30 protein-coding genes are annotated in these 25,784 nt (G+C 66.9%); 21 read left to right on the top strand and 9 right to left on the bottom strand.

Annotation, left to right across the window (positions count from 1 at the left end; all coding sequences use genetic code 11):
* Nucleotides 1–145 precede the first annotated feature (145 nt).
* The 4 genes from ACVWYO_RS03480 to ACVWYO_RS03495 all read left to right on the top strand — a co-directional run bounded on the left by ACVWYO_RS03480 (nucleotide 146) and on the right by ACVWYO_RS03495 (nucleotide 4,810).
* The gene (locus tag ACVWYO_RS03480) at nucleotides 146–814 is read left to right on the top strand and encodes a pyrimidine 5'-nucleotidase (RefSeq protein ID WP_457348798.1); all 669 of its coding nucleotides are present in this window, start codon (nucleotides 146–148) and stop codon (nucleotides 812–814) included.
* On the top strand, nucleotides 811–1,647 hold the full coding sequence (gene dapD / locus ACVWYO_RS03485; RefSeq protein WP_457348799.1) for a 2,3,4,5-tetrahydropyridine-2,6-dicarboxylate N-succinyltransferase: 837 nt from the start codon (nucleotides 811–813) through the stop codon (nucleotides 1,645–1,647). The genes ACVWYO_RS03480 and dapD overlap by 4 nt, the downstream gene beginning before the upstream one ends.
* Before the next feature lie 183 nt (nucleotides 1,648–1,830).
* Nucleotides 1,831–2,799 carry a class II fructose-bisphosphatase gene (gene glpX / locus ACVWYO_RS03490; RefSeq protein ID WP_140846573.1) on the top strand — a complete coding sequence of 323 codons (969 nt, stop codon included), beginning with the start codon at nucleotides 1,831–1,833 and terminating at the stop codon, nucleotides 2,797–2,799.
* A 148-nt stretch (nucleotides 2,800–2,947) separates the two neighbouring features.
* Entirely contained in the window at nucleotides 2,948–4,810 is a 1,863-nt protein-coding gene (locus ACVWYO_RS03495) for a CocE/NonD family hydrolase (protein WP_457348800.1), read from the top strand.
* 142 nt (nucleotides 4,811–4,952) lie between these two features.
* On the opposite strand, the gene ACVWYO_RS03500 is transcribed toward ACVWYO_RS03495, so the two are convergent.
* The 5 genes from ACVWYO_RS03500 to ACVWYO_RS03520 all read right to left on the bottom strand — a co-directional run bounded on the left by ACVWYO_RS03500 (nucleotide 4,953) and on the right by ACVWYO_RS03520 (nucleotide 9,786).
* Nucleotides 4,953–5,741 carry an ABC transporter permease gene (locus tag ACVWYO_RS03500; protein WP_457348801.1) on the bottom strand — a complete coding sequence of 263 codons (789 nt, stop codon included), beginning with the start codon at nucleotides 5,739–5,741 and terminating at the stop codon, nucleotides 4,953–4,955.
* A complete protein-coding gene (locus ACVWYO_RS03505) occupies nucleotides 5,738–6,661 on the bottom strand; it encodes an ABC transporter ATP-binding protein (RefSeq protein WP_457348802.1) in 924 nt (307 codons plus the stop codon). Before ACVWYO_RS03505 ends, ACVWYO_RS03500 begins: the two co-directional genes overlap by 4 nt.
* 174 nt (nucleotides 6,662–6,835) lie before the next feature.
* Nucleotides 6,836–7,567 carry a DsbA family protein gene (locus tag ACVWYO_RS03510; protein ID WP_457348803.1) on the bottom strand — a complete coding sequence of 244 codons (732 nt, stop codon included), beginning with the start codon at nucleotides 7,565–7,567 and terminating at the stop codon, nucleotides 6,836–6,838.
* Nucleotides 7,567–8,922, bottom strand: a complete 1,356-nt coding sequence (locus tag ACVWYO_RS03515; protein ID WP_457348804.1) for a M48 family metalloprotease — start codon at nucleotides 8,920–8,922, stop codon at nucleotides 7,567–7,569. The genes ACVWYO_RS03510 and ACVWYO_RS03515 overlap by 1 nt, the downstream gene beginning before the upstream one ends.
* Nucleotides 8,923–8,970: 48 nt before the next feature.
* Nucleotides 8,971–9,786 (bottom strand): LD-carboxypeptidase, encoded by an 816-nt coding sequence (locus ACVWYO_RS03520; protein WP_457348805.1) that lies wholly within the window; start codon nucleotides 9,784–9,786, stop codon nucleotides 8,971–8,973.
* Between the two features lie 46 nt (nucleotides 9,787–9,832).
* On the opposite strand from ACVWYO_RS03520, the gene ACVWYO_RS03525 reads away from it, so the two are divergent.
* From ACVWYO_RS03525 to ACVWYO_RS03585, 13 genes are all read left to right on the top strand, one after another.
* Nucleotides 9,833–11,227 carry a glutamate ligase domain-containing protein gene (locus ACVWYO_RS03525; RefSeq protein WP_457348806.1) on the top strand — a complete coding sequence of 465 codons (1,395 nt, stop codon included), beginning with the start codon at nucleotides 9,833–9,835 and terminating at the stop codon, nucleotides 11,225–11,227.
* A 25-nt stretch (nucleotides 11,228–11,252) separates the two neighbouring features.
* Complete coding sequence (locus ACVWYO_RS03530) at nucleotides 11,253–11,507, top strand: DUF6356 family protein (protein ID WP_457348807.1); 255 nt, start codon at nucleotides 11,253–11,255, stop codon at nucleotides 11,505–11,507.
* 209 nt (nucleotides 11,508–11,716) lie between these two features.
* On the top strand, nucleotides 11,717–13,336 hold the full coding sequence (locus tag ACVWYO_RS03535) for an FAD-dependent protein (protein ID WP_457348808.1): 1,620 nt from the start codon (nucleotides 11,717–11,719) through the stop codon (nucleotides 13,334–13,336).
* An 80-nt stretch (nucleotides 13,337–13,416) separates the two neighbouring features.
* Nucleotides 13,417–13,824, top strand: coding sequence for a hypothetical protein (locus ACVWYO_RS03540; RefSeq protein ID WP_457348809.1), 408 nt, complete (start codon nucleotides 13,417–13,419; stop codon nucleotides 13,822–13,824).
* A complete protein-coding gene (locus ACVWYO_RS03545; RefSeq protein ID WP_457348810.1) occupies nucleotides 13,821–14,240 on the top strand; it encodes a hypothetical protein in 420 nt (139 codons plus the stop codon). The genes ACVWYO_RS03540 and ACVWYO_RS03545 overlap by 4 nt, the downstream gene beginning before the upstream one ends.
* Complete coding sequence (locus ACVWYO_RS03550; protein WP_457348811.1) at nucleotides 14,237–14,446, top strand: helix-turn-helix transcriptional regulator; 210 nt, start codon at nucleotides 14,237–14,239, stop codon at nucleotides 14,444–14,446. Before ACVWYO_RS03545 ends, ACVWYO_RS03550 begins: the two co-directional genes overlap by 4 nt.
* Complete coding sequence (locus ACVWYO_RS03555) at nucleotides 14,443–15,354, top strand: alpha/beta fold hydrolase (RefSeq protein ID WP_457348812.1); 912 nt, start codon at nucleotides 14,443–14,445, stop codon at nucleotides 15,352–15,354. Before ACVWYO_RS03550 ends, ACVWYO_RS03555 begins: the two co-directional genes overlap by 4 nt.
* A gap of 178 nt (nucleotides 15,355–15,532) precedes the next feature.
* Complete coding sequence (locus ACVWYO_RS03560; protein ID WP_457348813.1) at nucleotides 15,533–16,270, top strand: alpha/beta hydrolase family protein; 738 nt, start codon at nucleotides 15,533–15,535, stop codon at nucleotides 16,268–16,270.
* Nucleotides 16,267–17,025 carry a tetratricopeptide repeat protein gene (locus ACVWYO_RS03565; RefSeq protein ID WP_457348814.1) on the top strand — a complete coding sequence of 253 codons (759 nt, stop codon included), beginning with the start codon at nucleotides 16,267–16,269 and terminating at the stop codon, nucleotides 17,023–17,025. Before ACVWYO_RS03560 ends, ACVWYO_RS03565 begins: the two co-directional genes overlap by 4 nt.
* 78 nt (nucleotides 17,026–17,103) lie before the next feature.
* Nucleotides 17,104–17,520, top strand: a complete 417-nt coding sequence (locus tag ACVWYO_RS03570; protein ID WP_457348815.1) for a VOC family protein — start codon at nucleotides 17,104–17,106, stop codon at nucleotides 17,518–17,520.
* Nucleotides 17,520–18,254, top strand: coding sequence for a hydroxyacylglutathione hydrolase (gene gloB / locus ACVWYO_RS03575; RefSeq protein WP_457354847.1), 735 nt, complete (start codon nucleotides 17,520–17,522; stop codon nucleotides 18,252–18,254). The genes ACVWYO_RS03570 and gloB overlap by 1 nt, the downstream gene beginning before the upstream one ends.
* A 51-nt stretch (nucleotides 18,255–18,305) precedes the next feature.
* Nucleotides 18,306–18,713, top strand: coding sequence for a hypothetical protein (locus tag ACVWYO_RS03580; protein WP_457348816.1), 408 nt, complete (start codon nucleotides 18,306–18,308; stop codon nucleotides 18,711–18,713).
* Nucleotides 18,710–19,081: a hypothetical protein gene (locus ACVWYO_RS03585; RefSeq protein ID WP_457348817.1), complete on the top strand. Its 372-nt coding sequence runs from the start codon at nucleotides 18,710–18,712 to the stop codon at nucleotides 19,079–19,081. The genes ACVWYO_RS03580 and ACVWYO_RS03585 overlap by 4 nt, the downstream gene beginning before the upstream one ends.
* A gap of 159 nt (nucleotides 19,082–19,240) precedes the next feature.
* Here the strand turns inward: ACVWYO_RS03585 and hslU are convergent, their stop codons facing one another.
* Nucleotides 19,241–20,536, bottom strand: coding sequence for an ATP-dependent protease ATPase subunit HslU (gene hslU / locus ACVWYO_RS03590; RefSeq protein ID WP_457348818.1), 1,296 nt, complete (start codon nucleotides 20,534–20,536; stop codon nucleotides 19,241–19,243).
* A gap of 113 nt (nucleotides 20,537–20,649) precedes the next feature.
* Nucleotides 20,650–21,207: an ATP-dependent protease subunit HslV gene (hslV, locus tag ACVWYO_RS03595; protein WP_457348819.1), complete on the bottom strand. Its 558-nt coding sequence runs from the start codon at nucleotides 21,205–21,207 to the stop codon at nucleotides 20,650–20,652.
* 95 nt (nucleotides 21,208–21,302) lie between these two features.
* On the opposite strand from hslV, the gene ACVWYO_RS03600 reads away from it, so the two are divergent.
* Nucleotides 21,303–21,947 carry a TMEM175 family protein gene (locus tag ACVWYO_RS03600; protein ID WP_457348820.1) on the top strand — a complete coding sequence of 215 codons (645 nt, stop codon included), beginning with the start codon at nucleotides 21,303–21,305 and terminating at the stop codon, nucleotides 21,945–21,947.
* A 31-nt stretch (nucleotides 21,948–21,978) separates the two neighbouring features.
* Here the strand turns inward: ACVWYO_RS03600 and ACVWYO_RS03605 are convergent, their stop codons facing one another.
* Together ACVWYO_RS03605 and ACVWYO_RS03610 are read right to left on the bottom strand one after the other, a co-directional pair.
* A complete protein-coding gene (locus tag ACVWYO_RS03605) occupies nucleotides 21,979–22,380 on the bottom strand; it encodes a hypothetical protein (RefSeq protein ID WP_457348821.1) in 402 nt (133 codons plus the stop codon).
* Between the two features lie 60 nt (nucleotides 22,381–22,440).
* Nucleotides 22,441–22,863 (bottom strand): hypothetical protein, encoded by a 423-nt coding sequence (locus tag ACVWYO_RS03610; protein WP_457348822.1) that lies wholly within the window; start codon nucleotides 22,861–22,863, stop codon nucleotides 22,441–22,443.
* Nucleotides 22,864–23,180: 317 nt separating this feature from the next.
* Between ACVWYO_RS03610 and ACVWYO_RS03615 the strand changes: the two genes are divergently transcribed.
* From ACVWYO_RS03615 to ACVWYO_RS03625, 3 genes are all read left to right on the top strand, one after another.
* Nucleotides 23,181–23,783, top strand: coding sequence for a hypothetical protein (locus ACVWYO_RS03615; protein ID WP_457348823.1), 603 nt, complete (start codon nucleotides 23,181–23,183; stop codon nucleotides 23,781–23,783).
* 224 nt (nucleotides 23,784–24,007) lie between these two features.
* On the top strand, nucleotides 24,008–24,550 hold the full coding sequence (locus tag ACVWYO_RS03620) for a hypothetical protein (protein ID WP_140846612.1): 543 nt from the start codon (nucleotides 24,008–24,010) through the stop codon (nucleotides 24,548–24,550).
* Nucleotides 24,551–24,721: 171 nt separating this feature from the next.
* Nucleotides 24,722–25,654, top strand: a complete 933-nt coding sequence (locus ACVWYO_RS03625) for an IS5 family transposase (protein ID WP_457348824.1) — start codon at nucleotides 24,722–24,724, stop codon at nucleotides 25,652–25,654.
* Nucleotides 25,655–25,784 lie beyond the last annotated feature (130 nt).

Here is a 25,784-nt window from a genome sequence, read left to right on the forward strand (position 1 = left end):
CTCCAGGGGAGGGGTTGGGGTGGGGAAGTCCAAAACGCCGGCGTCTCTGCGAGGCACCCCCCACCCCCATCCCCTCCCCTGAACGGGAGGGGCGAAGATACGTCTCCGCCTTGCCCCTACGTCCCGCCCCGCTTAGAGCCACCCCATGGACCCACGCCTCGCCCATATCCGCACCTGGATCTTCGATCTCGACAACACGCTCTATCCTTCGAGCGCGCGACTGTTCGACCAGATCGATGCGCGGATGACAGGCTATATCGCCGACAAGTTCGCGGTCGATCCGATCGAGGCGCGCCGCATCCAGAAAGGCTATTTCCACGCGCACGGCACCACCCTCGCCGGGCTGATGGCCGAGCATGACGTCGACCCGCACGCCTTTCTCGACCATGTCCACGACATCGAGATGGACGTGCTCGAGGAAAACGCCCCGCTCGCCGCCGCGATCGCGAAGCTGCCGGGGCGCAAGCTCGTCTTCACCAACGCCGACACGCCCTATGCCAGCAAGGTGCTCGCCAAGCTCGGTCTCGGAGACAGTTTCGAGGCGATCCACGACGTCCATGCGATGGACCTCATCCCCAAGCCGCAGGCCTCGGCGTATGCCGGGCTGTGCGCGGCGTTCGATCTTGACCCCGCGACCTGCCTGTTCGCCGAGGACATGGCGCGCAACCTCGCGCCCGCCAAGGCGATCGGCATGACGACTTTGTGGGTCGACAACGGATCCGAACAGACGCCGGGCGGTGCCGACCGTTCTTTCATCGATTTTACGTGCGCCGACATTACGGCGTGGCTTCACGACCATATGGGGGATTCATGAGCGACCTGCAGCAGACCATCGACGGCGCGTGGGACGCGCGCGACACGATCAGCTTCGCGACCAAGGGCGATGTCCGCGACGCGGTCGAGCAGGCGCTGCTCCAGCTCGATTCGGGCGCGATGCGCGTCGCCGAGCCGACCGGGGATGGGAGCTGGCAAGTCAACCAGTGGCTCAAGAAGGCGGTGCTGCTGTCCTTCCGCCTCAACGACAACAGCCTGATCGACGGCGGCGCCGGCGGCGCGCCCGCGTTCGACAAGGTGCCGTCGAAGTTCGCCGGCTGGGGCGAGGCCGAGTTCCGCGCAGGTGGCTTCCGTGTCGTTCCGGGTGCGGTCGCGCGGCGCGGCGCGTTCATTGGCAAGGGCGCGATCCTGATGCCGAGCTTCGTCAATATCGGCGCCTATGTCGGTGAAGGCACGATGGTCGACACCTGGGCGACGGTCGGCAGCTGCGCGCAAATCGGCAAGGGCGTGCATCTGTCAGGCGGCGCCGGGATCGGCGGGGTGCTCGAGCCGCTCCAGGCCGACCCGGTGATCATCGGCGATGGCGCGTTCATCGGCGCGCGTGCAGAGGTCGCCGAGGGCGTTCGCGTCGGCGAAGGCGCTGTGCTGTCGATGGGGGTCTATCTCGGCGCGAGCACCAAAATCATCGACCGGGCGACCGGCGAAGTGTTCCGCGGCGAAGTGCCGCCGTATTCGGTGGTCGTGCCCGGCTCGATTGGCGGCGGCGCCAGTGAGAATGGGGGCACGCCGGCGCTGTATTGCGCGGTGATCGTCAAGCGCGTCGACGCGCAGACGCGGTCGAAGACCAGCATCAACGAACTGCTGCGCGACTGACCTTATTCCCCCCTCCCGCTTGCGGGGAGGGGCCGGGGGTGGGCGCGCGCTATCGACGGCAACTGACGCTGAAAGCGCGCGCCCACTCCCAGTCCCTCCCGCAAGCGGGAGGGGAGAAGGTCAGTCTCGACAACGTACCACACCCCGCCTAGTCCCACCGCAAACTAAGAGGATGCTTCACCAATGACCGCTACCGCTTCCAAGACGCTCGATCGTGTTCTCGTGCTCGAAATGGTCCGGGTGACCGAAGCGGCGGCGATCGCTGCTTCGACGCTCACTGGGCGCGGTGACGAGAAGGCGGCGGATGCGGCGGCGGTCGATGCCATGCGCACCGCGCTCAACTCGCTCTACATGGACGGCACGGTGGTGATCGGCGAGGGCGAGCGCGACGAGGCACCGATGCTGTTCATCGGCGAGAAGGTCGGCTCGGCGATCGGCAAGGGCCCCAAGATCGACATCGCGCTCGATCCGCTCGAAGGCACGACGATCTGCGCCACCGCAGGCCCCAACGCGCTTGCAGTGCTCGCGATCGCCGAGGAAGGCGGGCTGCTCAACGCGCCCGACGTCTATATGGACAAGATCGCGGTCGGTCCGGGCTATCCCGAGGGCATCATCGATCTCGACAAGTCGCCGACCGAGAACGTCACCGCGCTCGCCGCGGCGAAGGGCGTCAAGCCGTCGGACATCATCGCCTGCGTGCTCGACCGCCCGCGCCATGCCAAGATCATCGCCGAGCTGCGCGCGATCGGTTGCGGGATCATGCTGATCGGCGACGGCGACGTCGCCGGGGTGATCGCCACGACCAACCCCGACACGACGATCGACATCTATATGGGTTCGGGCGGCGCGCCCGAGGGCGTGCTCGCATGTGCGGCGCTGCGCTGCGTCGGCGGCCAGTTCAAGGGCCGCCTGCTGTTCCGCAACGATGACGAGCGCGCGCGTGCCGCGAAGTGGGGCGTGACCGATCTCGACAAGCAGTACGATCTGACCGAGCTCGCGCGCGGCGACTGCATTTTCGCGGCAACGGGCGTGACCGACGGCTCGCTGCTCGCCGGCGTCAAGCGCAAGGGCACGATCATGACGACCGAGAGCGTCGTGATGCGCGCGAGCTCGGGCACGGTGCGCTGGGTCAAGGGCGAACACCGGATCTGATCTAAAGCCCGTCCCCTGAAGGGGATAGGCCAACCAAATCGTCACCCCGGGCTTGTCCCGGGGTCCACCGTGTCGCACACTTGCCGCGTCGTCGGGTGCGGCGCGGTGGACCCCGGCACGAGGCCGGGGTGACGATTTGGGGGTCGGTATGCTGAAACTGATGGTGGCGCTTGCAGCGAGTGCTGCGCTGGGCGGCCCGATCGCCGCGCGCCCGCAAACCGCCAACGCCCCCGCCCCGACCCCGACGCTCTCCCCCTACACCTACGAAGAAGTGATGATCCCGATGCGCGACGGCGCTCGGCTGCAGACGGTGATCCTGCGCCCGCGGAACCAGACCGGGCCGCTGCCGATCCTGTTCTCGCGCACGCCCTACGGCGTTCCCGATTCCGCGCCGAAAAAGACCCCCGGCAACCAGGTCGCGCTCGACCATGACGGGTATATCTATGTCGAGCAATCGATGCGCGGGCGCTTCAAGTCCGACGGCGTCTTCACGCTCTCGACCGCGGTGCATCCGGGCGACCCGAAACAGGTCGACGAATCGACCGACGCCTATGACAGTATCGACTGGCTGGTGAAGAACCTCCCCCAGAACAGTGGCAAGGTCGGGATGTGGGGCGTGTCCTACCCCGGCTTCGCCGCGGCGATCGCTCTGATCGGCCCGCATCCGGCGCTCAAGGCGGTGAGTCCGCAGGCGGCATGGGTCGATTATTGGCAGTCGGACGATCTGCATCGCAACGGCGCGCTGCGCCTGTCCTATGCGACCGACTGGCTGGCGATGCTCCAGCTCGACAAGACGCAGGATACGTCGTTCCAATACGATCGCTACGACACGTACGACTGGTTCCTCGCCAAGGGGCCGGTCGAGCAAATCGACAAGACCGAGTTCAAGGGCAAGGTGCCGATGTTCACGGCGTTGCTCGACCATCCCAACCACGACGCCTTCTATACCGACCAACGCTGGAGCGACCGGCTCGGCAAGACCGTGGTGCCGACGCTCAACGTGGCGGGCTATTGGGACCAGGAAGACCCTTCCGGCTCGTGGCAGATCTATTTCAAGCAGGCGCAGAACGACCCCGATCATCTCGCGACGATGGTCGCGGGGCCATGGGCGCATGGCTGGTGGCAGCGACCGACCAATGCGCTCGGGCCGATCCCGTACGGCGTCCCGAGCGGGCAGCAGTTCCAGGAACAGATCCAGGCACCGTTCTTCGCCTATTGGCTCCACGGCACGGGCACCAAGCCGACGACCGGAGTGAAGAGCTTCCAGAGCGGGAGCTGGACGTGGAAGAGCTACACGGCGTGGCCGGCGGCGGGTGCCAGGCCGACCGACCTGTATCTGCGCGCCGACGGCTCGCTCTCCTTCACCGCCCCCGCAACGGGCGAGGCGTGCCGCGATTATGTGTCGGACCCGGCCAACCCTGTGCCGTTCCGCGCGCGGCCGATGTCGGGGACCTATCTCTCGCCCGACTGGGCGTGGTGGGAGGCGGCCGACCAGCGCTTCCTCGGCGGGCGGCCCGACGTGCTGAGCTATAGCAGTGCGCCGTTAGAGAAGGATCTGACCGTGACGGGGCATGTGCTGGCGCAGCTCGCCGCCTCGACCAGCGGGACCGACAGCGACTTCGTCGTCAAGCTGATCGACGTCTATCCCGACACGCAGGTGCAGAACGCGGAATCGCCCAAGCCCGGCGACTATGCCAAGTCGCTCAACGGCTATCAGCTGCCGATCGCGATGGACGTCCGGCGGGGGCGTTTCCTTGCGAGCGACACCGCGCCGCAGCCGCTCGTACCGGGCAAGGTGACACGCTGGGAGGTGCCGCTGCGCGAGCACGATCACGTGTTTTTGAAGGGACACCGGCTGATGGTACAGGTCCAGTCGAGCTGGTTCCCGGTAATCGACCGCAACCCGCAGACCTTCGTGCCCAATATCGCACGGGCGAAGGCTGCAGATTTCGTCAAGGCGACGCAGAAGGTGTGTGCGGGGTCGAAAATCGTATTGCCGGTGATGCCCTGAAATCCCTCTCCCTTCGGGAGAGGCAGGGAGGCGCGAAGCGACGGAAGGGTGCGGACAGTCTACGCCGCCGCGCCGCACTGCCCTCACCCTTCCCACGCCCTTTGGGCGCGGGCCCCTTCCCTCTCTCAACGGGAGAGGGAGTTTAGTTCTTCATTCGCCAGCCGGTCTTGAAGATCCAGGAAATCGCCCCGAGACACACGACCAGGAACAGCGCCGTCACCCCTAGGCTCAAGCCTACCGACACGTCGCCCTTGTCGAAGAACGCCCAGCGGAAGCCGCTCACCAGATACACGACAGGGTTGAACAGGCTCACCGTCCGCCACGGCTGCGGCAGCATCTCGATCGAGTAGAACGCGCCGCCGAGGAAGGTCAGCGGGGTGATCAGCAGCGCGGGAATGAAGTTCAGCTGTTCGAAGCCGTTCGCCCATACCCCGATGATGAAGCCGAGCAGACTGAAGGTCACGCTCGTCAGCACGAGGAAGGCGAGCATCGCGAACGGGTGGACGATGCCGAGCGGTACGAACAGCGACGCGGTGGCGAGGATGATCAGCCCAAGCACGATCGACTTGGTCGCGGCCGCGCCGACATAGCCGATCACCATCTCCATCGCCGAGACCGGCGCCGAAAGCAGTTCGTACACCGTGCCGGTGAATTTCGGGAAATAGATCCCGATCGAGGCATTCGAGATGCTCTGCGTCAGCAGCGACAGCATGATCAGCCCAGGCACGATGAAGCTGCCATAGCCGACCCCGCCGACCGTGCTGATCTTCGACCCGATCGCCCCGCCGAACACGACGAAATAGAGCGAGGTGGTGATGACGGGGGTGACGAGGCTCTGCCACAAGGTGCGCAAAGCGCGGGCCATCTCGAAGCGATAGATCGCCCAGATGCCGTGAAAGTTGATCGCCGGGGCCTTGGTTGCGCCGCTCATGCCGCGTCCTTCTTCTCGACCAGGTCGACGAAAATGTCCTCGAGCGAGCTCTTGTGCGTCTCGAGGTCCTTGTAGCCAATGCCCTGCGCGCCGAGCGCGGCGAGGAGATCGGGAATACGCTCGTCCTCGGCGTCGAAGGCGTAGATCAGCCGCCCGTCATCGGCGATCTTGAGCGGCCAAGCCGCGAGCGTCGCCGGGACTGCCGACAGCGGATCGGACAAAGTGATCCGCAACTCGCGCTTGCCGAGCTTACGCATCAAGGCGGCCTTCTGTTCGACCAGGATGATCCGCCCCTTGTCGATCACACCGACCCGGTCGGCCATCTCCTCGGCCTCCTCGATGTAATGCGTCGTCAGGATGATCGTGGTGCCGCCGGCGCGCAGCTTGTGGACCAGCTTCCACATGTCGCGGCGCAAGGCCACGTCGACGCCGGCGGTCGGCTCGTCGAGGAACAGGATTTCGGGCTCGTGGCTCAGCGCCTTGGCGATCAGCACGCGGCGCTTCATCCCGCCCGACAGCTCGCGGATCTTGGCATCGCGCTTGTCCCACAGCGACAGGTCGCGCAGCACTTGCTCGATATGCGCGTCGTCGGGGGCCTTGCCGAACAGGCGGCGGCTGAACTTGACCGTGGCGAGCACCGTCTCGAACATGTCGACCGACAATTCCTGCGGCACCAGGCCGATCGCGCGGCGCGCGCTGCGGAAATCGGTCTGCGCGTCATGGCCCAGCACGGTGATCGTGCCGGTCGAGGGCGTGACGATGCCACAGATGATCGAAATGAGCGTCGTCTTGCCCGCGCCATTCGGCCCGAGCAATGCGAAGATCTCGCCCCGCGCGATGTCGAGATCGACCGGCTCGAGCGCGCGATGTCCCGAGGCGTATGTCTTCGACACGCCTGCGACCGATAGAATGGTGTCCATGCTGCCCCCGTTTCTGCTGGCGCAGATAGGGCGGCAGCGCCGAGATAACAACCGGGCGGTATAAAACTGCTGCCGTCACCCCGGCCTTGTGCCGGGGCCCACCGTGATGCGCGTACTGCGGACGAAACTCTCGCGGCACGGTAGGCCCCGGCACAAGGCCGGGGTGACGGAGGGTTACTTCGTCGCCGCCGCGCGCGCCTCGGCGATCGCCTTCTGCAATTCCTCGAGCGGGAGCGCCGAGGAGACGATCTTGTTGCCGATCACCCAGCTCGGCGTCCCCGTCATCCCGAGCGCGCGCGCGATCGTCTCGTTCGAGGTGATCTCGGCCTCGGCGCGCGGCGCATAGGCCGCCGCGCGGGCGGCATCGACCCCGGCGGTCCTTGCTGCCGTCGCGATGCTCTGCACGCTGACCGGGCCGCCGGCGTAGAGCGCGTCGTGGAACGCCTGGAACTTGCCCTGCTCGGCCGCCGCCAGGCTCATCCGCGCGGCATCGACGCTGCTCTGCGCGAGGATCGGGAAGTCGCGATAGACGATGCGCACCTTCGGGTCGCTCTTCAGCAATGCCACGATCGTCGGCAGGCTGGCCCGGCAATACCCGCAATTGTAATCGAAATATTCGACCACGGTTACATCCGGTGTGGCATTCCCCGCCCAGGCGCTGCCGACCGGCGTGTAGATCGCGCTGCGGTTCGCTGCGATCGTCTCGGCATGGCCACGGTCGCGCAACGCGTCCATCGCCGCGGGAAGGATCTCGGGATGCGCCATCAAATAATCGTGCACCACGCTTTCGACCCGCGCGCGCTCACCCCCGCTCGCGGGGATCAGCCGTTCGAGGCTGGCAAAACCGGCCGCGCCGATCAGCCCCGCGACGAGCGCGAGGGTTATGGAATTCCAGGCCGGGCGCATCAGCGTTTCTTCTTATATTTCTTCGGGTTGTCGTCGATCTCGTTCTGCGCGGCGAGTGCGATGTCCTGCGCGCGGATCCAGTCGACGCCGTTGGGCGGCAGCCCCTGCATCGCGCCGCGTGCGCTATAGGCGGCGAGGCGGACCTTGCCTGTCAGGCTCGCTTGCTCGGCGCTGGCGAGCAACGCGCGCGGCTGGTCGCCCATCGCCTCGTAGACGGTGCCCAGTTGATACCAGGCAAAGGGATTCTCGTCGTCGCGGGCCACCGCCTGGCGCAGCACCTTGATCGCCTCGGGGTAATTGGCCTTGTCCTCGGTCGCGATCAGCGCGTGGCCGAAGGTCGTCGCGATCAGCGGCGCGTTGCGCGACAGGTCGGTCGCTTCGCGTAAAGGGGCCAGCGCCTGGAGCGGCTTGCCCGCCTCGAGCAGGATCTGGCCCTGGATCTCGAGGAAATAGGGGTCGTGCGGCGCGGCCTTGATCAGCGCGGCGGCCTCGGCATCGGCCTTCTCGGGATAGGCCGATTTGTGCCAAGCATAGGCGCGCGCATAATGTGCGTAGAGGCTCTGGTCCGAGTCCGGATAGGTGTTGAGCGTGGTCTTGGGGTCGGCGACATAGCCGAGCAGCTTGGCCTTCACGCGCTTGAACTGTTCCTCGAGCCCCTGGTCGGGTTTCTTGCCATAGGCCGGCGAAGCGATGACGTCGGCGGTGAGGCTGGCGATGCGCTCGCCCGACAGCGGGTGGCTTTGCGCGAACGGGTCGATGTTCTTCAGGCCGTACGCATATTCCTCGTTCTGCAGCTTCTTGAAGAAGGTCAACATGCCCTTGCCGGTGACGCCGGCCTCGCGCAGGAATTTCGCGCCGGTGGCATCCGCGGTCGATTCCTGGACGCGGCTGAAGGCAAGGAACTTGCCCTGCGCCGCGGTCGTGCCGGCCGAGAGGATCCCCGCCCCTGCTTCCGGCGCGCCCGCCGCGATCGCCGCGACGCCGAGCACCATGCTGAGGATCGAAGCGCCGAGCGCTGGCCGGACGCCGGCATCCATCAGCACGACGTGCCCGTCGGCGACGTGGCCGAGCTCGTGCGCGATCACGCCCTGCACCTGGTTGGCGTTGTCGGCGGCCTGGATCAGCCCCGAATGGACGTAGATCGTCTGTCCGCCGGCGGTGAAGGCGTTGATCGAATCGTCGTTGATCAGGACGACCTTGACGTTGTTGGGCGAGAGGCCGGCCGCGAGGATCAGCGGGCGCGACATCTCGTTGAACATCGCCTCGGTCTCGGCGTCGCGCAGGATCGACTGCGCTGCCGCCGGTTGCGCCCAGGCGAGAAGGGAGAGCGCGCACGCCGCGAAGAGTCGCTTCATGCGCGTGGTATCGCCGAGATTGACCAACGGGGCAACGGGGATGCGATGCTACGCCATGCCGAACGGGACGACGTGATTGCCCGCATCATGCCCGATCTCGGCGCGGCCAAGATAGCGCACGCCCATCTCGCCGCACCAGCGCGCGATCATTGTCTCGAGGCTCTCGCCCCAGGCCGGGGTATTGGGCTGGACGTCGGTGACATGGCCGAGCCGCACGCCGGCGATCCCCTTCAGCTGCGTCGCCTGCGCCAGGGTGAAGAGCATCCGGTCGATGCGGTAGAGCGGTTCGGACACTTCCTCGATCAGCAGCACGTGATCGGTGAGATCGGGCAGCCATGGCGTGCCGATCAGCGCGGTCAGGATCGCGAGGTTGAACGCGGCGGCGGGGTGGCCGTCGAGCCCGGGCTCGAGCACCGCGCGGTCCTTGTTCGCGAGCCAGCGAAGCCCGCGCGCGAAGGCGAAGCCGCCGTCGCCGCGCTGTGCGTCGGACACCATCGGGCCGTGGACCGGCCGTCCGATCTTGGCGGCGTAAAGCGCGCCGAGCAGGAAGCCCATGTCGGAGAAGCCGAGATAGGTCTTCCGGCGCGCAGCCTCGCCGAGCTGCGGCATCACGGTGTGGAGAATGCGGTTCGAGCCATAGCCGCCACGCGCGAACCAGACCGCGTCGAAAGCGGGATCGTTGGCGACCTCGACGAACGCCGCCGCACGCGCCGCGTCGGGGCCAGCGAAATGGCCGTCGGAGAGGAAGCATTGCGGATGGAAGACGAGATCGACCGTCGGCATCGCCACCGCCGCCAGACCGAGCGCACGCGCCGCGAGCGCTTCATCGATCCCCTTGGCGGGGGCCACGATCCCAATTCGCATGCTCAGCTCCGTTGCGCTCCGTCGCCACCCGCGATAGCCCGCTGCGATGAACAACGGCAAATCATACTTCTTCGTAGGGATAGGCGGCAGCGGCATGATGCCGCTCGCGATGATCCTGGCCGGACGCGGTGCGACCGTCGCAGGGTCGGACCGTTCGCTTGACCGCGGCGCTTTGCCCGCCAAGTTCGCCGACCTCGCCGCCAAGGGCGTGACGCTGTTCCCGCAGGACGGGTCGGGCGTGACGTCGGCCGAGCAGATCGTCGTCGCTTCGGCGGCGGTGGAAGCGTCGGTGGCGGACATCGTCGCTGCCGATCGGGTGGGCGCGCAGCGTCTAAGTCGTCCCGAATTGCTCGCATCGCTGTTCAATGCGAGCGCGCTGCCGATCGGCGTGGCGGGGACGAGCGGCAAATCGACCGTGACGGGGATGATCGGCTGGATCCTCCACGCCTGTGGCCGCGACCCGACCGTGATGAACGGCGCGGTGATGAAGAACTTTGCCAGCCCCGATGCGCCGTTCGCGAGCGCGCTGGTCGGCGCGGGCGAGGCGTTCGTCAGCGAAGTCGACGAGAGCGACGGGTCGATCGCGCTCTATGCGCCAAAGATCGCGGTGCTCAACAATGTCAGCCTCGACCACAAGTCGCTCGAGGAATTGCGCGCGCTGTTCGGCGATTTTGCAGCCAAGGCGCAGGCGACCGTGCTCAACATCGGCGATGCCGAAACCGCCGCTTTGGCGGAAACGCTTGATCAGACAAAGCTGATAACCTTCGCCATCGATGCCGACGCCGACCTGAGCTCCCGCAATCTCGCCCCAGCGCCGTTCGCGATCGGCTTCGATCTCATCGCTGGTGGCCAGACCCACGCCGTCCACCTCGCCGTGCCGGGGCGGCACAACGTTTCGAACGCGCTTGCCGCCCTCGGCGCGGCACGCGCAGCAGGCGTGCCGCTAACCGAGGCGATCGCCGCGATTGCGGGCTTTACCGGCCTCAAGCGCCGCTTCGAACGCGTTGGCGAGGCTGCCGGCGTCAGCGTGATCGACGATTTCGGGCACAACCCCGACAAGATCGCCGCGACGCTGGCGACGCTGCACGCCTTTCCCGGGCGGCTGCTCGTGCTGTTCCAGCCGCACGGCTACGGGCCGCTCAAGGTGATGCGGCGCGAGCTCGTCGCGATGTTCCGCGAAGCGCTCGGCGCCGACGACCACCTCGTCCTGCCCGATCCGGTCTATCAGGGCGGCACCGTCGCACGCGAGGTGACCAGCGCCGACATCGTCGCCGACATCGGCGCGCGGGCGCACCACATCGCCGATCGCGCCGATGCCGCCGCGTGGATCGTCGAGCAGGCGCGACCTGGCGACCGGATCGTGGTAATGGGGGCGCGAGACGATACGCTGAGCCAGCTTGCCGCCGACATGTTGCCACAGATCGCGTCCAGACTGGCCTGAACACCCTGACCATTAGGAGACGCCCATGTTTCGCCGCCTCTTCCTCGATCACCCCGCCTCGGTCGGCGAGACCTTTGGCGAGCATTTCCTCGTCGCCTCGCGCTTTGGCATGACGATGATCGCCGGCGGGCTCGCCGGTGTGGTGCATGCGTTCCTGCCGTTTGCGTTCAAGACGACCGGCAGCCGCACGGTGATGCGGCTCAATGCGCAGATCGTCGCGAAGCGCGCCGCGGCGAGCGCGGATGAATTGCAGCGGCGTACGGTCGAGTACGTGATCTGACGCCCTAATCCTCCCCCGGGGAACCGGGGGGGGAACCCTGAGCATTCAGCGAAGGGTGGAAGGGGTGACCTCTCCGCGGGCGCTGCACTTGCGGTGAGGCCCCCTCCACCCCTCGGCTGAAGGAGCCGAGCGGTTCCACTCCCCCGCTGCGCGAGGGAGGATTAAGGGCGGCAGTTCCCGAACGCGCCCTTCCCCGCTACAGCAGCGCGATGCTCCGCATCACCGAACTCAAGCTCCCGCTGCACCATGCCGACGAGGAACTGACCGCCGCGATCCGCAACCGGTTGCGCATCACCCCGCGCGATCTCGTCCGCTTCTCGATCGCGCGCCGCGCGCACGATGCGCGGATCAAGAGCGACATCCAGCTCGTCTATTCGGTCGATGTCACGCTGCGCAACGAAGCCCCGGTGCTCGCGCGCTTCAAGAAGGACCGCCACGTCCAGCCGACGCCGAACACGAGCTACAAATTCGTCGCCCAGGCCCCCGTCGACTATGCCGGCCCGCGCCCGGTGGTGATCGGCACCGGCCCGTGCGGCCTGTTCGCCGGGCTGATCCTCGCGCAGATGGGCTACAAGCCGATCATCGTCGATCGCGGCAAGGTCGTGCGCGAACGCACCAAGGACACCTGGGGCCTGTGGCGCAAAAGCGTGCTCAACCCCGAATCGAACGTCCAGTTCGGCGAGGGTGGCGCTGGCACCTTTTCCGACGGCAAGCTCTACAGCCGGATCAAGGACGCGCTGCATCTCGACCGCAAGGTGCTGATCGAATTCGTCAAGGCTGGCGCCCCGCCGGAAATCCTGACCGAAGCGCATCCGCACATCGGCACCTTCCGCCTCGTCACGATGGTCGAGAGCATGCGCGCGACGATCGAGGCGCTCGGCGGCGAGTATCGCTTCGAGACGCGGGTCGACGGGATCGACGTCGCGACGGCCGCCGACGGCACGCGCAAGGTGCGTGGGCTGCAGCTCCACACCGGGGAGTATCTCGAGGCCGAACAGGTCGTGCTGGCGGTCGGCCACAGCGCGCGCGATACGTTCGCGATGCTCCACGCCGAGGGCGTATACCTGGAAGCCAAGCCCTTCTCGCTCGGCGTGCGGATCGAGCATCCGCAATCGTGGATCGACGATGCGCGCTTCGGCCCCAATGCCGGCAACCCGATCCTCGGCGCGGCCGATTACGCGCTGTCGCACCACGCCAAGAACGGCCGCACCGCCTACAGCTTCTGCATGTGCCCCGGCGGCACGGTGGTCGCGGCGACCTCGGAAGAAGGCCGCGTCGCGACCAACGGGATGAGCCAATATTCGCGCAACGAGCGCAACGCCAATTCGGGGCTCGTCGTCGGGATCGACCCGGCGCGCGACTATCCGGGCGATCCGCTCGCCGGCATCGCACTGCAACGCCATTGGGAATCGCGCGCTTTCGTCGCGGGTGGATCGACCTATGCCGCGCCGGCGCAGTTGCTCGGCGATTTCCTCGCCGGCCGCGCGTCGACCAAACTTGGCAGCGTCGTGCCGTCGTACAAGCCCGGCGTGTACATGACCGATCTCGCGGAATGCCTGCCCGAGTTCGCGGTGACCGCGATGCGCGAGGCGCTCGTCCAGTTCGGCCGCGAGATCCCCGGCTACGACCATCCCGACGCGGTGCTGACCGGCGTCGAGACGCGCACCTCTTCGCCGGTCCGCATCACGCGCGGCGACGATTTCCAGAGCATCAACACCGCCGGGCTGTTCCCGGCGGGCGAAGGGGCTGGGTATGCCGGGGGGATTTTGTCGGCCGCGGTCGACGGGATCAAGGTCGCCGAGGCGGTCGCGCGGTCGATGGCGCCCTAGCCCGACGCTATCAAGCTCGCTTGACAGACAAGCGACCTTGACTGTAAAGCTTCCTTCACAAATGTGAAAGCGAGCTTTCCATGTCGCGCACCGTTGCCGCCCGCCGCTATCAAGTCCGCACGATCTGGCTGGCGCTGCTCTACGCCGCCGCGTTGCTCGGCGCGGTCTATGCCTTCAAGCATCAGCTCGTTGCCGGCCCCGGCGCCTGGATCGTCGCGGTGCTGCCGGCACTGCCGATCATCGGCGTGTTCGTCGCGATCGGGCGCTATCTGGTCGAGGAGCAGGACGAATATCTGCGCATGCTGATGGTCCGCCAGACACTGTGGGCAAGCGGCTTCGCGCTGAGCGCGGCGACGCTGTGGGGGTTTCTCGAGGCGTTCGACCTCGTCGGCCATGTCGAACCCTATTATGTCGCATTGCTGTGGTTCGGCGGACTGGGTCTGGGCAACTGCGCCGATCGCCTCACGGGCGCGGACGCCGCGCTGTGAGCCGCCGGATCGACCCCGCCGACCGCGCCTATCTGCGTCGTTTCGTCCCCGCGATGGCGCTCTATGTCGTGCTGGTCTGGGTATCGCCCTTCCTGATCCGCGCGTTGCACGCCGAGGGACCACTCCTGTGGCTGATCGCTTTGCTCCCCGCCTTCCCGCTGAGCGCGGTGTTCTGGATCATCGGGCGCTATCTCGTCGACCTGCGAGACGAATATCGGCGCATGCTCGAAGTGCGCAAAGCGCTGGTCGCAACGGGCTTTGCGATGACGCTGGCGACCGGCTGGGGGGTCCTCGAAGTCTACGCACACGCCCCGCACGTGCCGCTGTTCTTCGTGCCGATCGCGTGGTTCGCCGGGCTCGGACTCGGCTCGGCGGTCAACGCCGTGATCGAGCGGCGCGGCGGCGACGCGGCATGATCAACCGCCTCAAGGTGCTCCGCGCCGAACGCGGCTGGAGCCAGGGCGATCTCGCCGAGCGGCTCGACGTGTCGCGGCAGAGTGTCAACGCGATCGAGACCGGGCGCTACGATCCCTCGCTCCCGCTCGCCTTCCGCATCGCCGAACTGTTCGAGCTTCCGATCGAAGCGATATTCGTCAGCCCCTCCAAAGGAGATGCATCGTGAAGCCTGCCTTCAAAGCCTGGCTGATCGCCGCGCTGGCACTGCTCCCCGCCACGCCCGCGCTCTCGGCACCGGTCGCGGCGACGGCTGAAGTGCGACTGCCGCATATTTCGATCGTGACGATGGGCACGGGCAGCCCGGTAATCCTGATCCCCGGCCTCGCCTCGCCGCGCGCGGTGTGGGACGGCGTCGCCCCCACGCTTGCGGCGGAGCACCGCGTCATCGTGGTGCAGGTCAACGGGTTTGGCGGCGACGATCCGGGGGCCAATCTCAAGCCCGACGTGCTCGATGGGATCGTCGCCGATCTCGATGGCTATATCGCGGCCGAGAAGCTGAAGGACGTGCTGGTCGTCGGCCATTCGATGGGCGGGCTGGTCGGGATGATGCTGGCAAAGGCGCATCCGACCGACCTGTCGCGGCTGATGATCGTCGACTCGCTCCCCTTCTTCGCAGTGGTGATGGCGCCGCCGGGGATCCATGTCACCCCGGCGATGGTCGCGCCACAGGCCGCGAAGATGCGCGACGGAATCATCGCCAGCTATGGCAAGCCGCTCAGCGACGCGATGGCGGCGGCGCAGACGCGCGGGCTCGCGCTCAAGCCGGAAAGCATCGTCACGATGACGCGCTGGGCGAAAGCGGCCGACCCGCGCGTCACCGGCGAGGCGATGTACGAGGATCTGACGACCGACCTGCGGCCTTCGCTCGCCGCGATCGCCACGCCGATCACGATGCTGTACCCCTGGACCGCCGCGACCCGCCCAAAGGCGCTGACCGACGCCTTTTATCGCAAGCAATACGCCGATGCGCCACATATCGGGTTCGTCGATATCGAGGACAGTGGGCATATGGTGATGCTCGACCAGCCAGACGCGTTCAAGGCCGCGGTGGTCGCGTTCGTGGAGGCGAAGTAACAGGCCCACTCGTCCCTGTTCCCCGGCGAAGGCCGGGACCCAGTAGCGAGGCGCGAGCCGGCCGAGCGCAGTGCTTACCTGGAGCGGCCCGCGACTGGGCCCCGGCCTTCGCCGGGGAACGGGAGGCTGAGAAAGACGCGATTTCCCCTCCCGCGTTCTTGCGCTAAGCCCCGGCGCCATGACCGACACGCTCCCCACCACCCCCGCCCGCCCCGCGCTCGCCTATCATCTGACCGAGGGCACCGGCCCGACGATCGTCTTCCTGCCGGGCTATGGCTCGGACATGGAGGGCAGCAAGGCGCTCGCGCTCGAGGCGTGGGCGAAGCGCACCGGCCGCGCCTATCTGCGCTTCGATTATGGCGGCTGCGGCAGCAGCGAGGGCGATTTCGAGGAGCAGACGCTCGCCGGCTGGCGCGACGACGTGGTGGCGATGCTCGACGCAGCCGCAGGCGGGCCCGCGGTGCTGGTCGGGTCGTCGATGGGTGGCTGGCTGATGCTGCTCGTCGCGCGCGATCATCCCGAGAAGGTGGCGGCATTGGTCGGGATCGCCGCGGCGCCCGATTTCACCGACTGGGGCTTCACCGTCGAACAGAAGCTCGCGATCCTGTCCGAAGGTCGGCTCGAAAAGGTTGGGCGCTATGCCGACCTGCCGATGGTCTATACCCGCGCCTTCTGGCAGTCGGGCGAGGCCAATCGCGTGCTGTTCGCAGGTCTCGCGATCGATGTGCCGGTGCGCCTGCTCCACGGCATGGCCGATACCGAGGTGCCCGCCAACCGCTCGATCCACCTGGTCGAGCAGCTCCGTTCAGCCGATGTGCAGCTTACTTTGGTGAAGGGAGGCGACCACCGCCTGTCGCGCGACGCCGACCTCGCGTTGCTCGAGGCGACGCTCGAAAGTGTGATGGCTGATCTATGACCCTGTTGCTGCTCGCTCCGCTGTTGTTCGCGCAGGCCACCGCGCCGGTCGGCTCGCCCGCGCCGCCACCGTCGCAGCGCTACGAAAAGTGCCTCGATTTGGCGACAAACAACCCGACCCTGGCGGAAGCCGAAGCCGGGCAGTGGCAGCTCGCCGGCGGCGGGTTCCTCGCGGGGCAATGCCTCGGCATGGCCTATGCCAATGAGCAGCGCTGGCCCGCCGCCGCGACCGCCTTCGACGCCGCCGCACGGGCGGCCGAGAAGGCCGGAGACGGTCGCGCGGTCAATTACTGGGCGCAAGCGGGCAATGCCTGGCTCGCTTCGGGCGATGCGCCCAAGGCGCGCGCCGCGCTCGATGCCGCGCTGGCCGGCGGGTCGCTGACCGGCCTGCCACTCGGCGAGGCGCATCTCGACCGCGCGCGCGCGATGGTCGCGGGCCACGATCTCGACGGCGCGCGCGACGACCTCGACCGCGCGCTCGCCGAGGCGCCTGAGGATCCGCTCGCCTGGCTGCTCTCGGCGACACTCGCGCGACGCCAGCGCCAGATCGTCCGCGCCCAGCACGATATCGCCGAGGCGCTGCGGCTGGGCAGCGACGATCCTGCGGTGCAGCTCGAAGCAGGCAATATCGCGGCGTTCGCCAAGGACGAGGCGGGAGCCCGCGCCGCCTGGCAGCAGGCGGTTACGCTGCGCCCCGAGAGCGCGGCAGGTAAATCCGCCGCCGCCGCGTTGCTGCAGTTCAACGCCAAGCCCTGACGCTTTTTCGGGGCGCGACAGGGTGGCGTAGCCCCTTGCGCGCCCCTATCTCGGCGCAAAGCACAATGGAGCGCGCCGATGAAATATCTCCACACCATGATCCGCGTCAGCGATCCCGACGCGACGATCGCGTTCTTCAACCTGCTCGGGCTCGAGGAAGTGCGACGCATGGACAGCGAGAAGGGCCGTTTCACGCTGATCTTCCTCGCCGCCCCCGGCGATCATGACGCGCAGGTCGAACTGACGCACAATTGGGATCCCGAGCCGTATACCGGCGGTCGCAATTTCGGGCATCTCGCCTACCGCGTCGAGAATATCTACGAGACCTGCCAGCGGCTCCATGATGGCGGCGTGACGATCAACCGCCCGCCGCGCGACGGCCACATGGCGTTCGTCCGCACGCCCGACAACATCTCGATCGAACTGCTCCAGGAAGGCGGCGCGCTGGCGCCGGCCGAGCCGTGGGCGTCGATGCCCAACACCGGCGAATGGTGATGGTAGGCGCGCTCGAGATCGTTCGTATCCCGGCGCTCAGCGACAATTATGTGTGGCTGATGCACGATCCCGTCTCCGACGAAACCGTGGTGGTCGATCCGAGCGACGCCGCCCCCGTGCTGGCCGCCGCCACGGCGCGCGATTGGACGATCTCGCAAATCTGGAACACGCACTGGCATCCCGATCACACCGGCGGCAATGCCGAGATCAAGGCGCTCGGCGCAGTGGTCAGTGGCCCGGCGGCCGAGGCCGGCAAGATCCCGACGCTCGATTACGGCCTTCGTGACGGGGATTCAGTCCGCATCGGTGCGCATGTCGCGCGGGTGATCGAGACGCCGGGGCATACCGCCGGCCACATCGTCTTCTACATGGCCGACGACGCTGCGCTGTTCAGCGGCGACACCCTGTTCGCGATGGGTTGCGGGCGCCTGTTCGAGGGCGATGCCGCGCAAATGTATGGCAACATGCAGCGCCTCGCCGCGCTCCCCCCTGAGACGACCGTCTATTGCGCACACGAATATACGCAGTCGAACGGCCGCTATGCCGCCACCGCAGAGCCCGACAACAGCGCGATTCGCGAGCGGATGGTCACGGTCGATGCGCAGCGCGCTGCCGGCGAGCCGACCGTCCCTACGACGATCGCGCTCGAGCTGGCGACCAACCCGTTTCTGCGCGCGAGCTCGGCTTCACAATTGGCGGACCGGCGTGCGGCCAAGGATGCTTTTCGCGCGTAACTGACGTATAAGACCGCCTGGGGGCGCAGCGTTTTGAAAAGGGCCAATCGCATGTTCCGCTTCATTCTTCCGCTCGTCGTCCTCGCTGGTGCGAGCGCGGCGCTTTCCGCCGACTCCAAAGAATATCGCGCACGCGAGGCGGCGCGCGATCAGGTCGAGCTCGACAAGCAGCTTGCCGGGCTTGTGCCGGGCAAGCCGCAGAGCTGCATCGACACCTTCCGGTACCGCGATTCGACGCGCGTCGGCGACAAGATCCTCTACAAGAATGGCCGCAACGACGTGATGGTCAACGATACCGGCGGAGGCTGTTTCGGGCTGCGGCGTGGCGACGCGATCATCACCAAGACCTATGCCAGCCAGTTCTGCCGCGGTGATATCGTCCGCACTGCCGATCTCGTAACCAGCACGCCAAGCGGCAGCTGCAGCTTCGGCGACTTCGTTCCCTATCGCAAACCGTGATCCGCGGGCTTCTCGTCGTCGCCGCGCTTGGCGGCGTGATCGGCGCTGACGATGACAAGGACCTCGCCAAGGCGCTGGCCGGACGCGTGCCGGGCAAGGCCGAAACCTGCGTTTCGCCCAGCCGCGTCGGCAGTCCGCAGATTTTTGGGGATCGCGTCCTGCTGTACCGCGACGGCGCGCGCGTGTGGCGGAACGACTTGCCCGAGGCCTGCCCCGGCCTCGATGCCGACCCCGTCGTCGTCACCGAGGTGTATGGGAGCCAGGTGTGCCGCAACGATCAATTCTATACGCTCCAGCGCGGTGGCAGCAGCATCCCGGGCCCGCGGTGCCGGCTGGGCAATTTCGTGCCCTGGACTAAGGCGCAGTAAGACCGCGAGCGACCCGGCGCGCTGCCCAAACCGCCGCGCGCCCCTCGGCAGTCACCCCAGGGCCTCAAATCCTGCCCGCCGGAGCACGTCGGAAGACGGTGCCTCGATACGAAGCCGCGGTGACCGGGTCAGGGTAAGATCAAGCCGTACCCCCCGGCGCTACAGTACGAACCGGCTAAGGTCGGTATTGCGCGCGATGCTCGCCAGATGCGTCTCGACATAGGCGGCATCGACCACCACCGTCTCGCCACCGCGGTCCTCGGCGTTGAAGCTGACGTCCTCGAGCAGCTTTTCCATCACCGTCTGCAATCGCCGCGCGCCGATATTCTCGATCTCGCCATTCACCTCGGCCGCGATCCGCGCCACCGCGCGAATACCGTCCGCGGTAAACTCGACCCCAACGCCCTCGGTCGCGATCAGCGCGACATATTGCTGCGTCAGCGACGCCTTGGTGTCGGACAGGATCGCGACGAAATCGTCCTCGGTCAGCGCCTTCAATTCGACGCGGATCGGCAGGCGCCCCTGCAACTCGGGCAGCAGGTCGGACGGCTTGGCGACGTGGAATGCCCCGCTCGCGATGAAGAGCACATGGTCGGTCTTCATCGGCCCGTATTTGGTCGCGACGGTCGTTCCCTCGATCAGCGGCAGCAGATCGCGCTGGACGCCTTCGCGGCTGACCGAGCCGCCGCGCACGTCGCTCACCGCGATCTTGTCGATCTCGTCGAGAAAGACGATACCGTTCGCCTCGGCGTCGGCAATCGCCGCACGACTCAGCTCGTCCTGGTCGAGGCGTTTGTCGGCTTCTTCCTCGACGAGCTTGTCCCATGCGGCCGGCACGCTCAGCTTGCGGCGCTTGAGCTGGCCGCCGCCGAACGCCTTGCCCATCATCTCGGACAGGTTGATCATCTGCGCGCCGCCGCCGGGCACATCGAACGGCATTGCGGGCGCCGCCTCGAGTTCGATCTCGATCTCGGTGTCGCGCAGATGGCCGTCGTGGAGGCGTTGCCGGAAGGCTTCGCGCGTCGCCTCGCTCGCACCCTTGCCGGTCAGCGCGTCGAGCAGGCGCGCCATCGCGGCTTCCTCGGCCTTGTCCTTGACGGCGCCACGACGACGCTCCTTCTCGAGCCGGATCGCTTCCTCGACCAGGTCGCGCGCGATCTGCTCGACGTCGCGGCCGACATAGCCGACTTCGGTGAACTTGGTCGCCTCGACCTTGATGAACGGCGCGTCGGCAAGCTTGGCCAGCCGCCGGCTGATCTCGGTCTTGCCGCAGCCGGTCGGCCCGATCATCAGGATGTTCTTGGGGCTGACCTCGTCGCGAAGATCGGGTGCGAGCTGCTGGCGGCGCCAGCGGTTGCGCATCGCGACCGCGACCGCGCGCTTGGCGTCGGCCTGGCCGATGATGTGGGCGTCGAGCGCCGCGACGATGGCTTTGGGGGTGAGGTCCTGGTTCATCTTGTCTCTTCTTCTCTCCTCCCGCTCGCGGGAGGGGTCGGGGGAGGGCATGTCGCGGACGGCGCTCGGGAGGACAGCCCCTCCCCTAACCCCTCCCGCAAGCGGGAGGGGGATCAGGCCGCGCTCGTGTCGAGCCCTTCGACGGTCAGCCGGTCGTTGGTGTAGACGCAGAGCTCGCCCGCGATCGCCATCGCCTTGCGCGCGATCGTCTCGGCATCGGCCTCGTAATCCGCGAGCGCGCGCGCCGCGGCGAGCGCGAAATTGCCGCCCGATCCGATCCCGGCGATCCCCGCCTCTGGCTCGAGCACGTCGCCATTGCCGGTGAGGATCAGCGTCACGTCCTTGTCGGCGACGATCATCATCGCCTCGAGGTTGCGCAGATATTTGTCGGTCCGCCAGTCCTTGGCGAGCTCGACCGCGCTGCGCAGCAACTGCCCGTGATGCTGTTCGAGCTTGCGCTCGAGCCGCTCGAACAGCGTGAAGGCGTCGGCGGTCGCGCCGGCGAAACCGCCGATCACCGATCCGTCGCCAAGCCGCCGCACCTTCTTGGCATTGGGTTTCATCACCGTCTGGCCCTGCGTCACCTGGCCGTCTCCAGCGACGATGACGCGACCATTCTTGCGCACGGAAAGGATCGTGGTGCCGTGCCACACAACTTTGTTCTCGCTCATGCTGGGCGATATGGGATGCGGGATCGCGCTGTGCAATCCGGCTTGCGTGCGTGCGGCGTACTCGGCGATACGGGTGCCAGGGGGAATGTACGCCTATGAGTGACCAGCACGGCCATGCAGGGCCCGATCACCCGCTCGAGCGGCTGATCTTCTTTTCGGACGCGGTGTTCGCGATCGCGATCACGCTGCTGATCATCGAGGTCCATCCGCCGCACCTGCCGCACGGCGCGCCGTGGCAGGCCTATACCACCGCCCTGCTCGACCTCACGCCGGCCTTTTTCGGCTTCTTCGTCAGCTTTTTCGTGATCGGCGCCTTCTGGTCGGGGCATCACCGCGCGTTCGGGCTCGCCGGGCACTATTCCGACCGACTCGTCGCGCCCAATCTGCAGATGCTTTGCGCGATTGTGTTCATGCCGTTCGCCACCGCGTTCATGAGCGCGAACCTCGGGACGCTCGTCCCGTCGCTGCTCTACGCGCTGACGCTGATCGTGACGGGGTTCCTCAGCATGCGGCTGACACGGCTGACCACCAGCCCCGGCATCGTGCGCGCCGACGCGCCAGCGGCCGACATCGCGCTTGCCCGCGCACGCGGCGGCGGCGTGGTGCTCGGTGCGCTCGTCGCGCTGGGGATGGCCTTCATCATCCCGCCGCTCAGCCAGATGGGGCTGATCACCATCCCGCTGTGGCAATGGCTGCTGCGGCGGCGGGTCCTGCGGCGCCTCGCCCGCACGCCGGCCTGAACCGACCTGCGGGCGACGCGTCGCGCGGCGGTCAGTTCGCCGGCGCGGTCATCGCATTCATCGACCCGTTCGACGCGGTGATCGACGGCTTGCCGACCGGCGGGCGCAGCGCCTCGCGCTCGGCGGCGGTCATCACCGCATCCATGTCGGGCCGGAAATCGGCGACCGCGCGGTCATCGGCGTTGCGGGTGGGATCGAGCAGGTCGGTCGGGACATGCCCCTCGGCGGTCCCCGACGCTTTGGCGAGCGCACTCGCGATCCGCCCGCGCGTCAGGAACGCGGCGAGCCCGGCACCCGCCGCGACGACGACAGCGCCGATCGACCAAGCGGTGGTAGCGCTGATCGCCGACTTGGTGTTCGCTGCCGTGTGCGCAGGGCCGTTCTTGGCGGGCGGACGCTTGGCAGGGGCTTTGGGGTCGGGGGTCTTGGCCATGTCGAATCTCATTCTTCAAAATCGGGCGCGCGACGACCCGGGTCGCCGCGCGCGAGAGTATTAGCGGCAGCGCGCGTCGCGCGTGCTGTCCTTGTCGATCGCCTGGCCGGCCAGCGCGCCGCCGGCCGCACCGAGCAGCGCACCGAGCACGCCCGAGCCACCCGGCGCAATCGCCGCACCAAGCGCACCGCCCGCGATCCCGCCGACGACAAGGCCGGTCGTGCCATCGCTGTGGCGGCAATAATAACGCCCGTCGCTGCCACGATAGACGCGGTCGTTGTTGCTGAGGCGGCGCTCCGAATAGCGGCGGTTGTCGTCGCGATAGTAACGCGACGCATCGTAGCCGTTATACGCCGGATCGGGGCGATCGTAATCATATTGCGAATAGCCGCCGCCATAGCCGCGGCGCGGACCGTCGCCATATTCGTCACAGCCAGCGATGAGCGTCGTCGCGGCCAGTAAGCCGAGCGTAAGTGCGCGCATGAGGATCCTCCTGTTATGGTATCCTGGGGAAATGCACGGGCAGCGATAAGGTTGCTGTCGAGCCGCTGGCTGCCCCTGCCCCCCGTAGTTTCCGAAGGTCCGCCCCCCACGCCTCGACCAGACTGCCGGCGGCGGCGCTCGCGGCCTCGTCGCGCCGCGGCCGCGATCATCGTGCCGCGCGCGCGATCCGGACATTGCATCGCGGGGCACAATGCGCCGATAGTGGCGCCGCGCCGCCGGGAGCGGGGGCGCCGGACACGGGACGCGACGGGGGCCGCGAGCCCAGCGTCGGCACGGCAAGCCGGGGGGCCACAGCCATGAGTCCATTCGAGTTGGTGTTCGCGATGTTCGGCCTGCTGCTCGGTCTCGCGTTGGCCGAAGTGCTCGGCGGCTTTTCGCGCGCGCTGAAACTGAAGCGCGGCACGCGGCCGGTGCGGGTCGGCTGGCTGACGCCGTTGCTCGGGCTCGCGGTGATGCTCGATCTGACGAGCTTCTGGCTGCTCGCCTTCGACGCGCGCGCGCAGATCGGCGCGAATTACGTCACGCTGGTCGGGGTGCTGGCGATGGTCGGCGTCTATTATCTGGCGGCGACGCTGATCTTTCCCGACCGGCCCGAGGACTGGCCCGATTTCGACGAATGGTACGACAAGCAGAACCGGCTGGTGATCGGCGGGCTGCTCGCCGCCAATGTCGCGAGCTGGCTCGGCTCGATCGCGCTCGACGCGGCGCACCCGCTGCCCGAGGTGGCGGCGCCGGTGGGGAATGGATGGCTCGTGCTGGTGTATCTGGCGAGCGGGTTCGGGGTGCTGGGGCTGTTGATCGCGCTGCTGCTGGTGAGCGGGCGGCGGGCGAATGTGGCGATGCTGGCGGGGGTTTGTGCGTTGTTGCTGGTGAGTGGGGTGGTCGAGCCGTGGGTGTAGCCGCGCGGCCAAGGCTTTAGCGAAGCTAAAGCCGAGCGCTCAGGCGCGGCTCGGCCGGCGGCGCTACAGCGCCGACCGACGGCCGGGTCCCCACAAAGTATGACTTTGTGGGGTGCCCGACGCGGCTTTGCCGCGGCGCTCCTCGCATAGTCAGCGCTTGACGGAACCGTACCGCTAAAACACTCTCGCGACCAATGGCACAAAACTTCATAGAGCCCAGAGGCTTGCGGCACACGGTCGAGACGATCGACGGGGTCGAGCGCTTGCGCATCCCGATCCGACGGCAATGGTTCATGGTCCTCTTCCTGCCGTTATGGCTGGTCGGCTGGGGCTTCGGCTGGTTTTCGGCGGCTATGCAGATTTCGCAGCATTTCGACACCTTCCTTGCCGTGTGGCTGTGCGCCTGGACCGTCGGCGGAATTTTCGCAGGCGGGATCCTGTTCGGCCAGCTTTTCGGCGCCGAACTGGTCAGCGTCGTCGGTCGCGACCTGCAGGTGCAGGTTGGCGTGGGCCCACTGAAACGCATCTGGCGCTATCGCGGCGACCGGATCGAACATCTGATCGGCTGGACCGCGGTCGAAGACATGTTCGGGATGCGATCGATGCAGCGCCCATTCTGGCTGCGGCCCAAGTCAGGCGCGGTGAAATTCGATTATGGCGCCGACAGCGTGTTTCTGGCGCCCGGCGTGGACGAACCCGAAGGGCGCGTGATCGCGGCGTGGCTGGCCAAGCGTCTGCCGCGGAGCGCGAGTGCGATGCCGGAGTGAGGGCGATCTCGGCATCGCCGCCCGCGAGCGCCGCCGCTGCTGAGCGCGGCGTGGCGAAGCGTCAAGTGACGCTGCGGCTCGACCCCGACGTGATCGACCGCTCCCGCGGGCTTTGTTGCAAAACTGATGGCGGGGATTCACGCAGGGAATCGAGCGGTATAGATAGGCGTAATGCCCAAACCTGCCGCACCTGTGTATCGTACGACGAACTGGCCTGAGTATAATGCGGCGCTGAAGCGGCGTGGGTCGCTGGAAATATGGTTTGATCCGGAGATGCACTGGCTTTCGAAGCCGTGTGGTCGCCCTGGTCGCCCGATGCGGTTTTCAGACAGCGCGATAGAGCTGTGCCTGACGCTGAAGACGCTGTTCAACCTGCCTTTGCGGCAAGTGACGGGGTTGGTTTCGAGCCTGATCAAAATGGCGGGGCTGGATTGGTCGGTGCCGGATTATACGACGCTGTGCCGACGGCAGAAGACGTTGAAGGTCAACCTCGGCGGGCGGATCAGCTCGGGCGGACTGCACCTGCTGGTCGACAGCACCGGGATCAAAATGACGGGAGAAGGCGAGTGGAAGACGCGCAAACACGGACCGTCCTACCGTCGCCAGTGGCGCAAGGTGCATCTCGGGATTGATGCTGGGACGCTGGATATCCGGGCCATTGAGGTCACGACGAATGCCATTGGTGACGCACCGACGCTGCCCGTTCTCCTGGCGCAAATTCCCGGAGACGAGCGGATACTCAGCGTCGGCGGAGATGGCGCTTATGATACCAGGGACTGCCATGCCGCTATTGCCGGGCGCGGTGCCGATGCGGTCATCCCGGTCCGCCGCAACGGGCAACCATGGGCAGAAGGCGGTCCCGGCGTCGATGCACGCAGTGGAGCGCTACGCGCGACAAAGCGGCTTGGTCGCGCAATCTGGAAAAAGTGGAGCGGCTATCATCGCCGCAGTCTGGTCGAGACCAAAATGCACTGCTTCAAACTCCTGGGCCAGCGCGTTGTCGCCCGCACCTTCGATCGTCAGATTACCGAGCTCAAAGTCCGTGCTGCAATTCTCAATCGGTTCTCCGAAATAGGAACGCCGGTGACCGTCCGCATCCAATAACATCTTCAAGTAAAACGTCGGTCATGCTCTCGCGTAATTATGCAACAAAGCCGTTTAAAACACAGTCTTTTTTTACGCGAACTCGGGAAGCTTGCGAACACAAACTTCGCAAAAGGATTAGAGAGAACAA

The organism is Sphingomonas sp. UYP23 (assembly GCF_054059235.1).

What these genes read in the sequence shown, in the direction of transcription:
- gloB (WP_457354847.1), top strand. Translation starts at nt 17,520, where the DNA reads ATGGTAGGCGCGCTCGAGATCGTTCGTATCCCGGCGCTCAGCGACAAT.
- ACVWYO_RS03520 (WP_457348805.1), bottom strand. Translation starts at nt 9,786, where the DNA reads ATGCGAATTGGGATCGTGGCCCCCGCCAAGGGGATCGATGAAGCGCTC.
- ACVWYO_RS03550 (WP_457348811.1), top strand. Translation starts at nt 14,237, where the DNA reads ATGATCAACCGCCTCAAGGTGCTCCGCGCCGAACGCGGCTGGAGCCAG.
- ACVWYO_RS03505 (WP_457348802.1), bottom strand. Translation starts at nt 6,661, where the DNA reads ATGGACACCATTCTATCGGTCGCAGGCGTGTCGAAGACATACGCCTCG.
- ACVWYO_RS03570 (WP_457348815.1), top strand. Translation starts at nt 17,104, where the DNA reads ATGAAATATCTCCACACCATGATCCGCGTCAGCGATCCCGACGCGACG.
- ACVWYO_RS03515 (WP_457348804.1), bottom strand. Translation starts at nt 8,922, where the DNA reads ATGAAGCGACTCTTCGCGGCGTGCGCGCTCTCCCTTCTCGCCTGGGCG.
- ACVWYO_RS03605 (WP_457348821.1), bottom strand. Translation starts at nt 22,380, where the DNA reads ATGGCCAAGACCCCCGACCCCAAAGCCCCTGCCAAGCGTCCGCCCGCC.
- ACVWYO_RS03525 (WP_457348806.1), top strand. Translation starts at nt 9,833, where the DNA reads ATGAACAACGGCAAATCATACTTCTTCGTAGGGATAGGCGGCAGCGGC.
- ACVWYO_RS03535 (WP_457348808.1), top strand. Translation starts at nt 11,717, where the DNA reads ATGCTCCGCATCACCGAACTCAAGCTCCCGCTGCACCATGCCGACGAG.
- ACVWYO_RS03600 (WP_457348820.1), top strand. Translation starts at nt 21,303, where the DNA reads ATGAGTGACCAGCACGGCCATGCAGGGCCCGATCACCCGCTCGAGCGG.
- ACVWYO_RS03625 (WP_457348824.1), top strand. Translation starts at nt 24,722, where the DNA reads ATGCCCAAACCTGCCGCACCTGTGTATCGTACGACGAACTGGCCTGAG.
- dapD (WP_457348799.1), top strand. Translation starts at nt 811, where the DNA reads ATGAGCGACCTGCAGCAGACCATCGACGGCGCGTGGGACGCGCGCGAC.
- ACVWYO_RS03500 (WP_457348801.1), bottom strand. Translation starts at nt 5,741, where the DNA reads ATGAGCGGCGCAACCAAGGCCCCGGCGATCAACTTTCACGGCATCTGG.
- ACVWYO_RS03495 (WP_457348800.1), top strand. Translation starts at nt 2,948, where the DNA reads ATGCTGAAACTGATGGTGGCGCTTGCAGCGAGTGCTGCGCTGGGCGGC.
- hslV (WP_457348819.1), bottom strand. Translation starts at nt 21,207, where the DNA reads ATGAGCGAGAACAAAGTTGTGTGGCACGGCACCACGATCCTTTCCGTG.
- ACVWYO_RS03530 (WP_457348807.1), top strand. Translation starts at nt 11,253, where the DNA reads ATGTTTCGCCGCCTCTTCCTCGATCACCCCGCCTCGGTCGGCGAGACC.
- hslU (WP_457348818.1), bottom strand. Translation starts at nt 20,536, where the DNA reads ATGAACCAGGACCTCACCCCCAAAGCCATCGTCGCGGCGCTCGACGCC.
- ACVWYO_RS03480 (WP_457348798.1), top strand. Translation starts at nt 146, where the DNA reads ATGGACCCACGCCTCGCCCATATCCGCACCTGGATCTTCGATCTCGAC.
- ACVWYO_RS03560 (WP_457348813.1), top strand. Translation starts at nt 15,533, where the DNA reads ATGACCGACACGCTCCCCACCACCCCCGCCCGCCCCGCGCTCGCCTAT.
- ACVWYO_RS03610 (WP_457348822.1), bottom strand. Translation starts at nt 22,863, where the DNA reads ATGCGCGCACTTACGCTCGGCTTACTGGCCGCGACGACGCTCATCGCT.
- ACVWYO_RS03510 (WP_457348803.1), bottom strand. Translation starts at nt 7,567, where the DNA reads ATGCGCCCGGCCTGGAATTCCATAACCCTCGCGCTCGTCGCGGGGCTG.
- glpX (WP_140846573.1), top strand. Translation starts at nt 1,831, where the DNA reads ATGACCGCTACCGCTTCCAAGACGCTCGATCGTGTTCTCGTGCTCGAA.
- ACVWYO_RS03615 (WP_457348823.1), top strand. Translation starts at nt 23,181, where the DNA reads ATGAGTCCATTCGAGTTGGTGTTCGCGATGTTCGGCCTGCTGCTCGGT.
- ACVWYO_RS03565 (WP_457348814.1), top strand. Translation starts at nt 16,267, where the DNA reads ATGACCCTGTTGCTGCTCGCTCCGCTGTTGTTCGCGCAGGCCACCGCG.
- ACVWYO_RS03540 (WP_457348809.1), top strand. Translation starts at nt 13,417, where the DNA reads ATGTCGCGCACCGTTGCCGCCCGCCGCTATCAAGTCCGCACGATCTGG.
- ACVWYO_RS03580 (WP_457348816.1), top strand. Translation starts at nt 18,306, where the DNA reads ATGTTCCGCTTCATTCTTCCGCTCGTCGTCCTCGCTGGTGCGAGCGCG.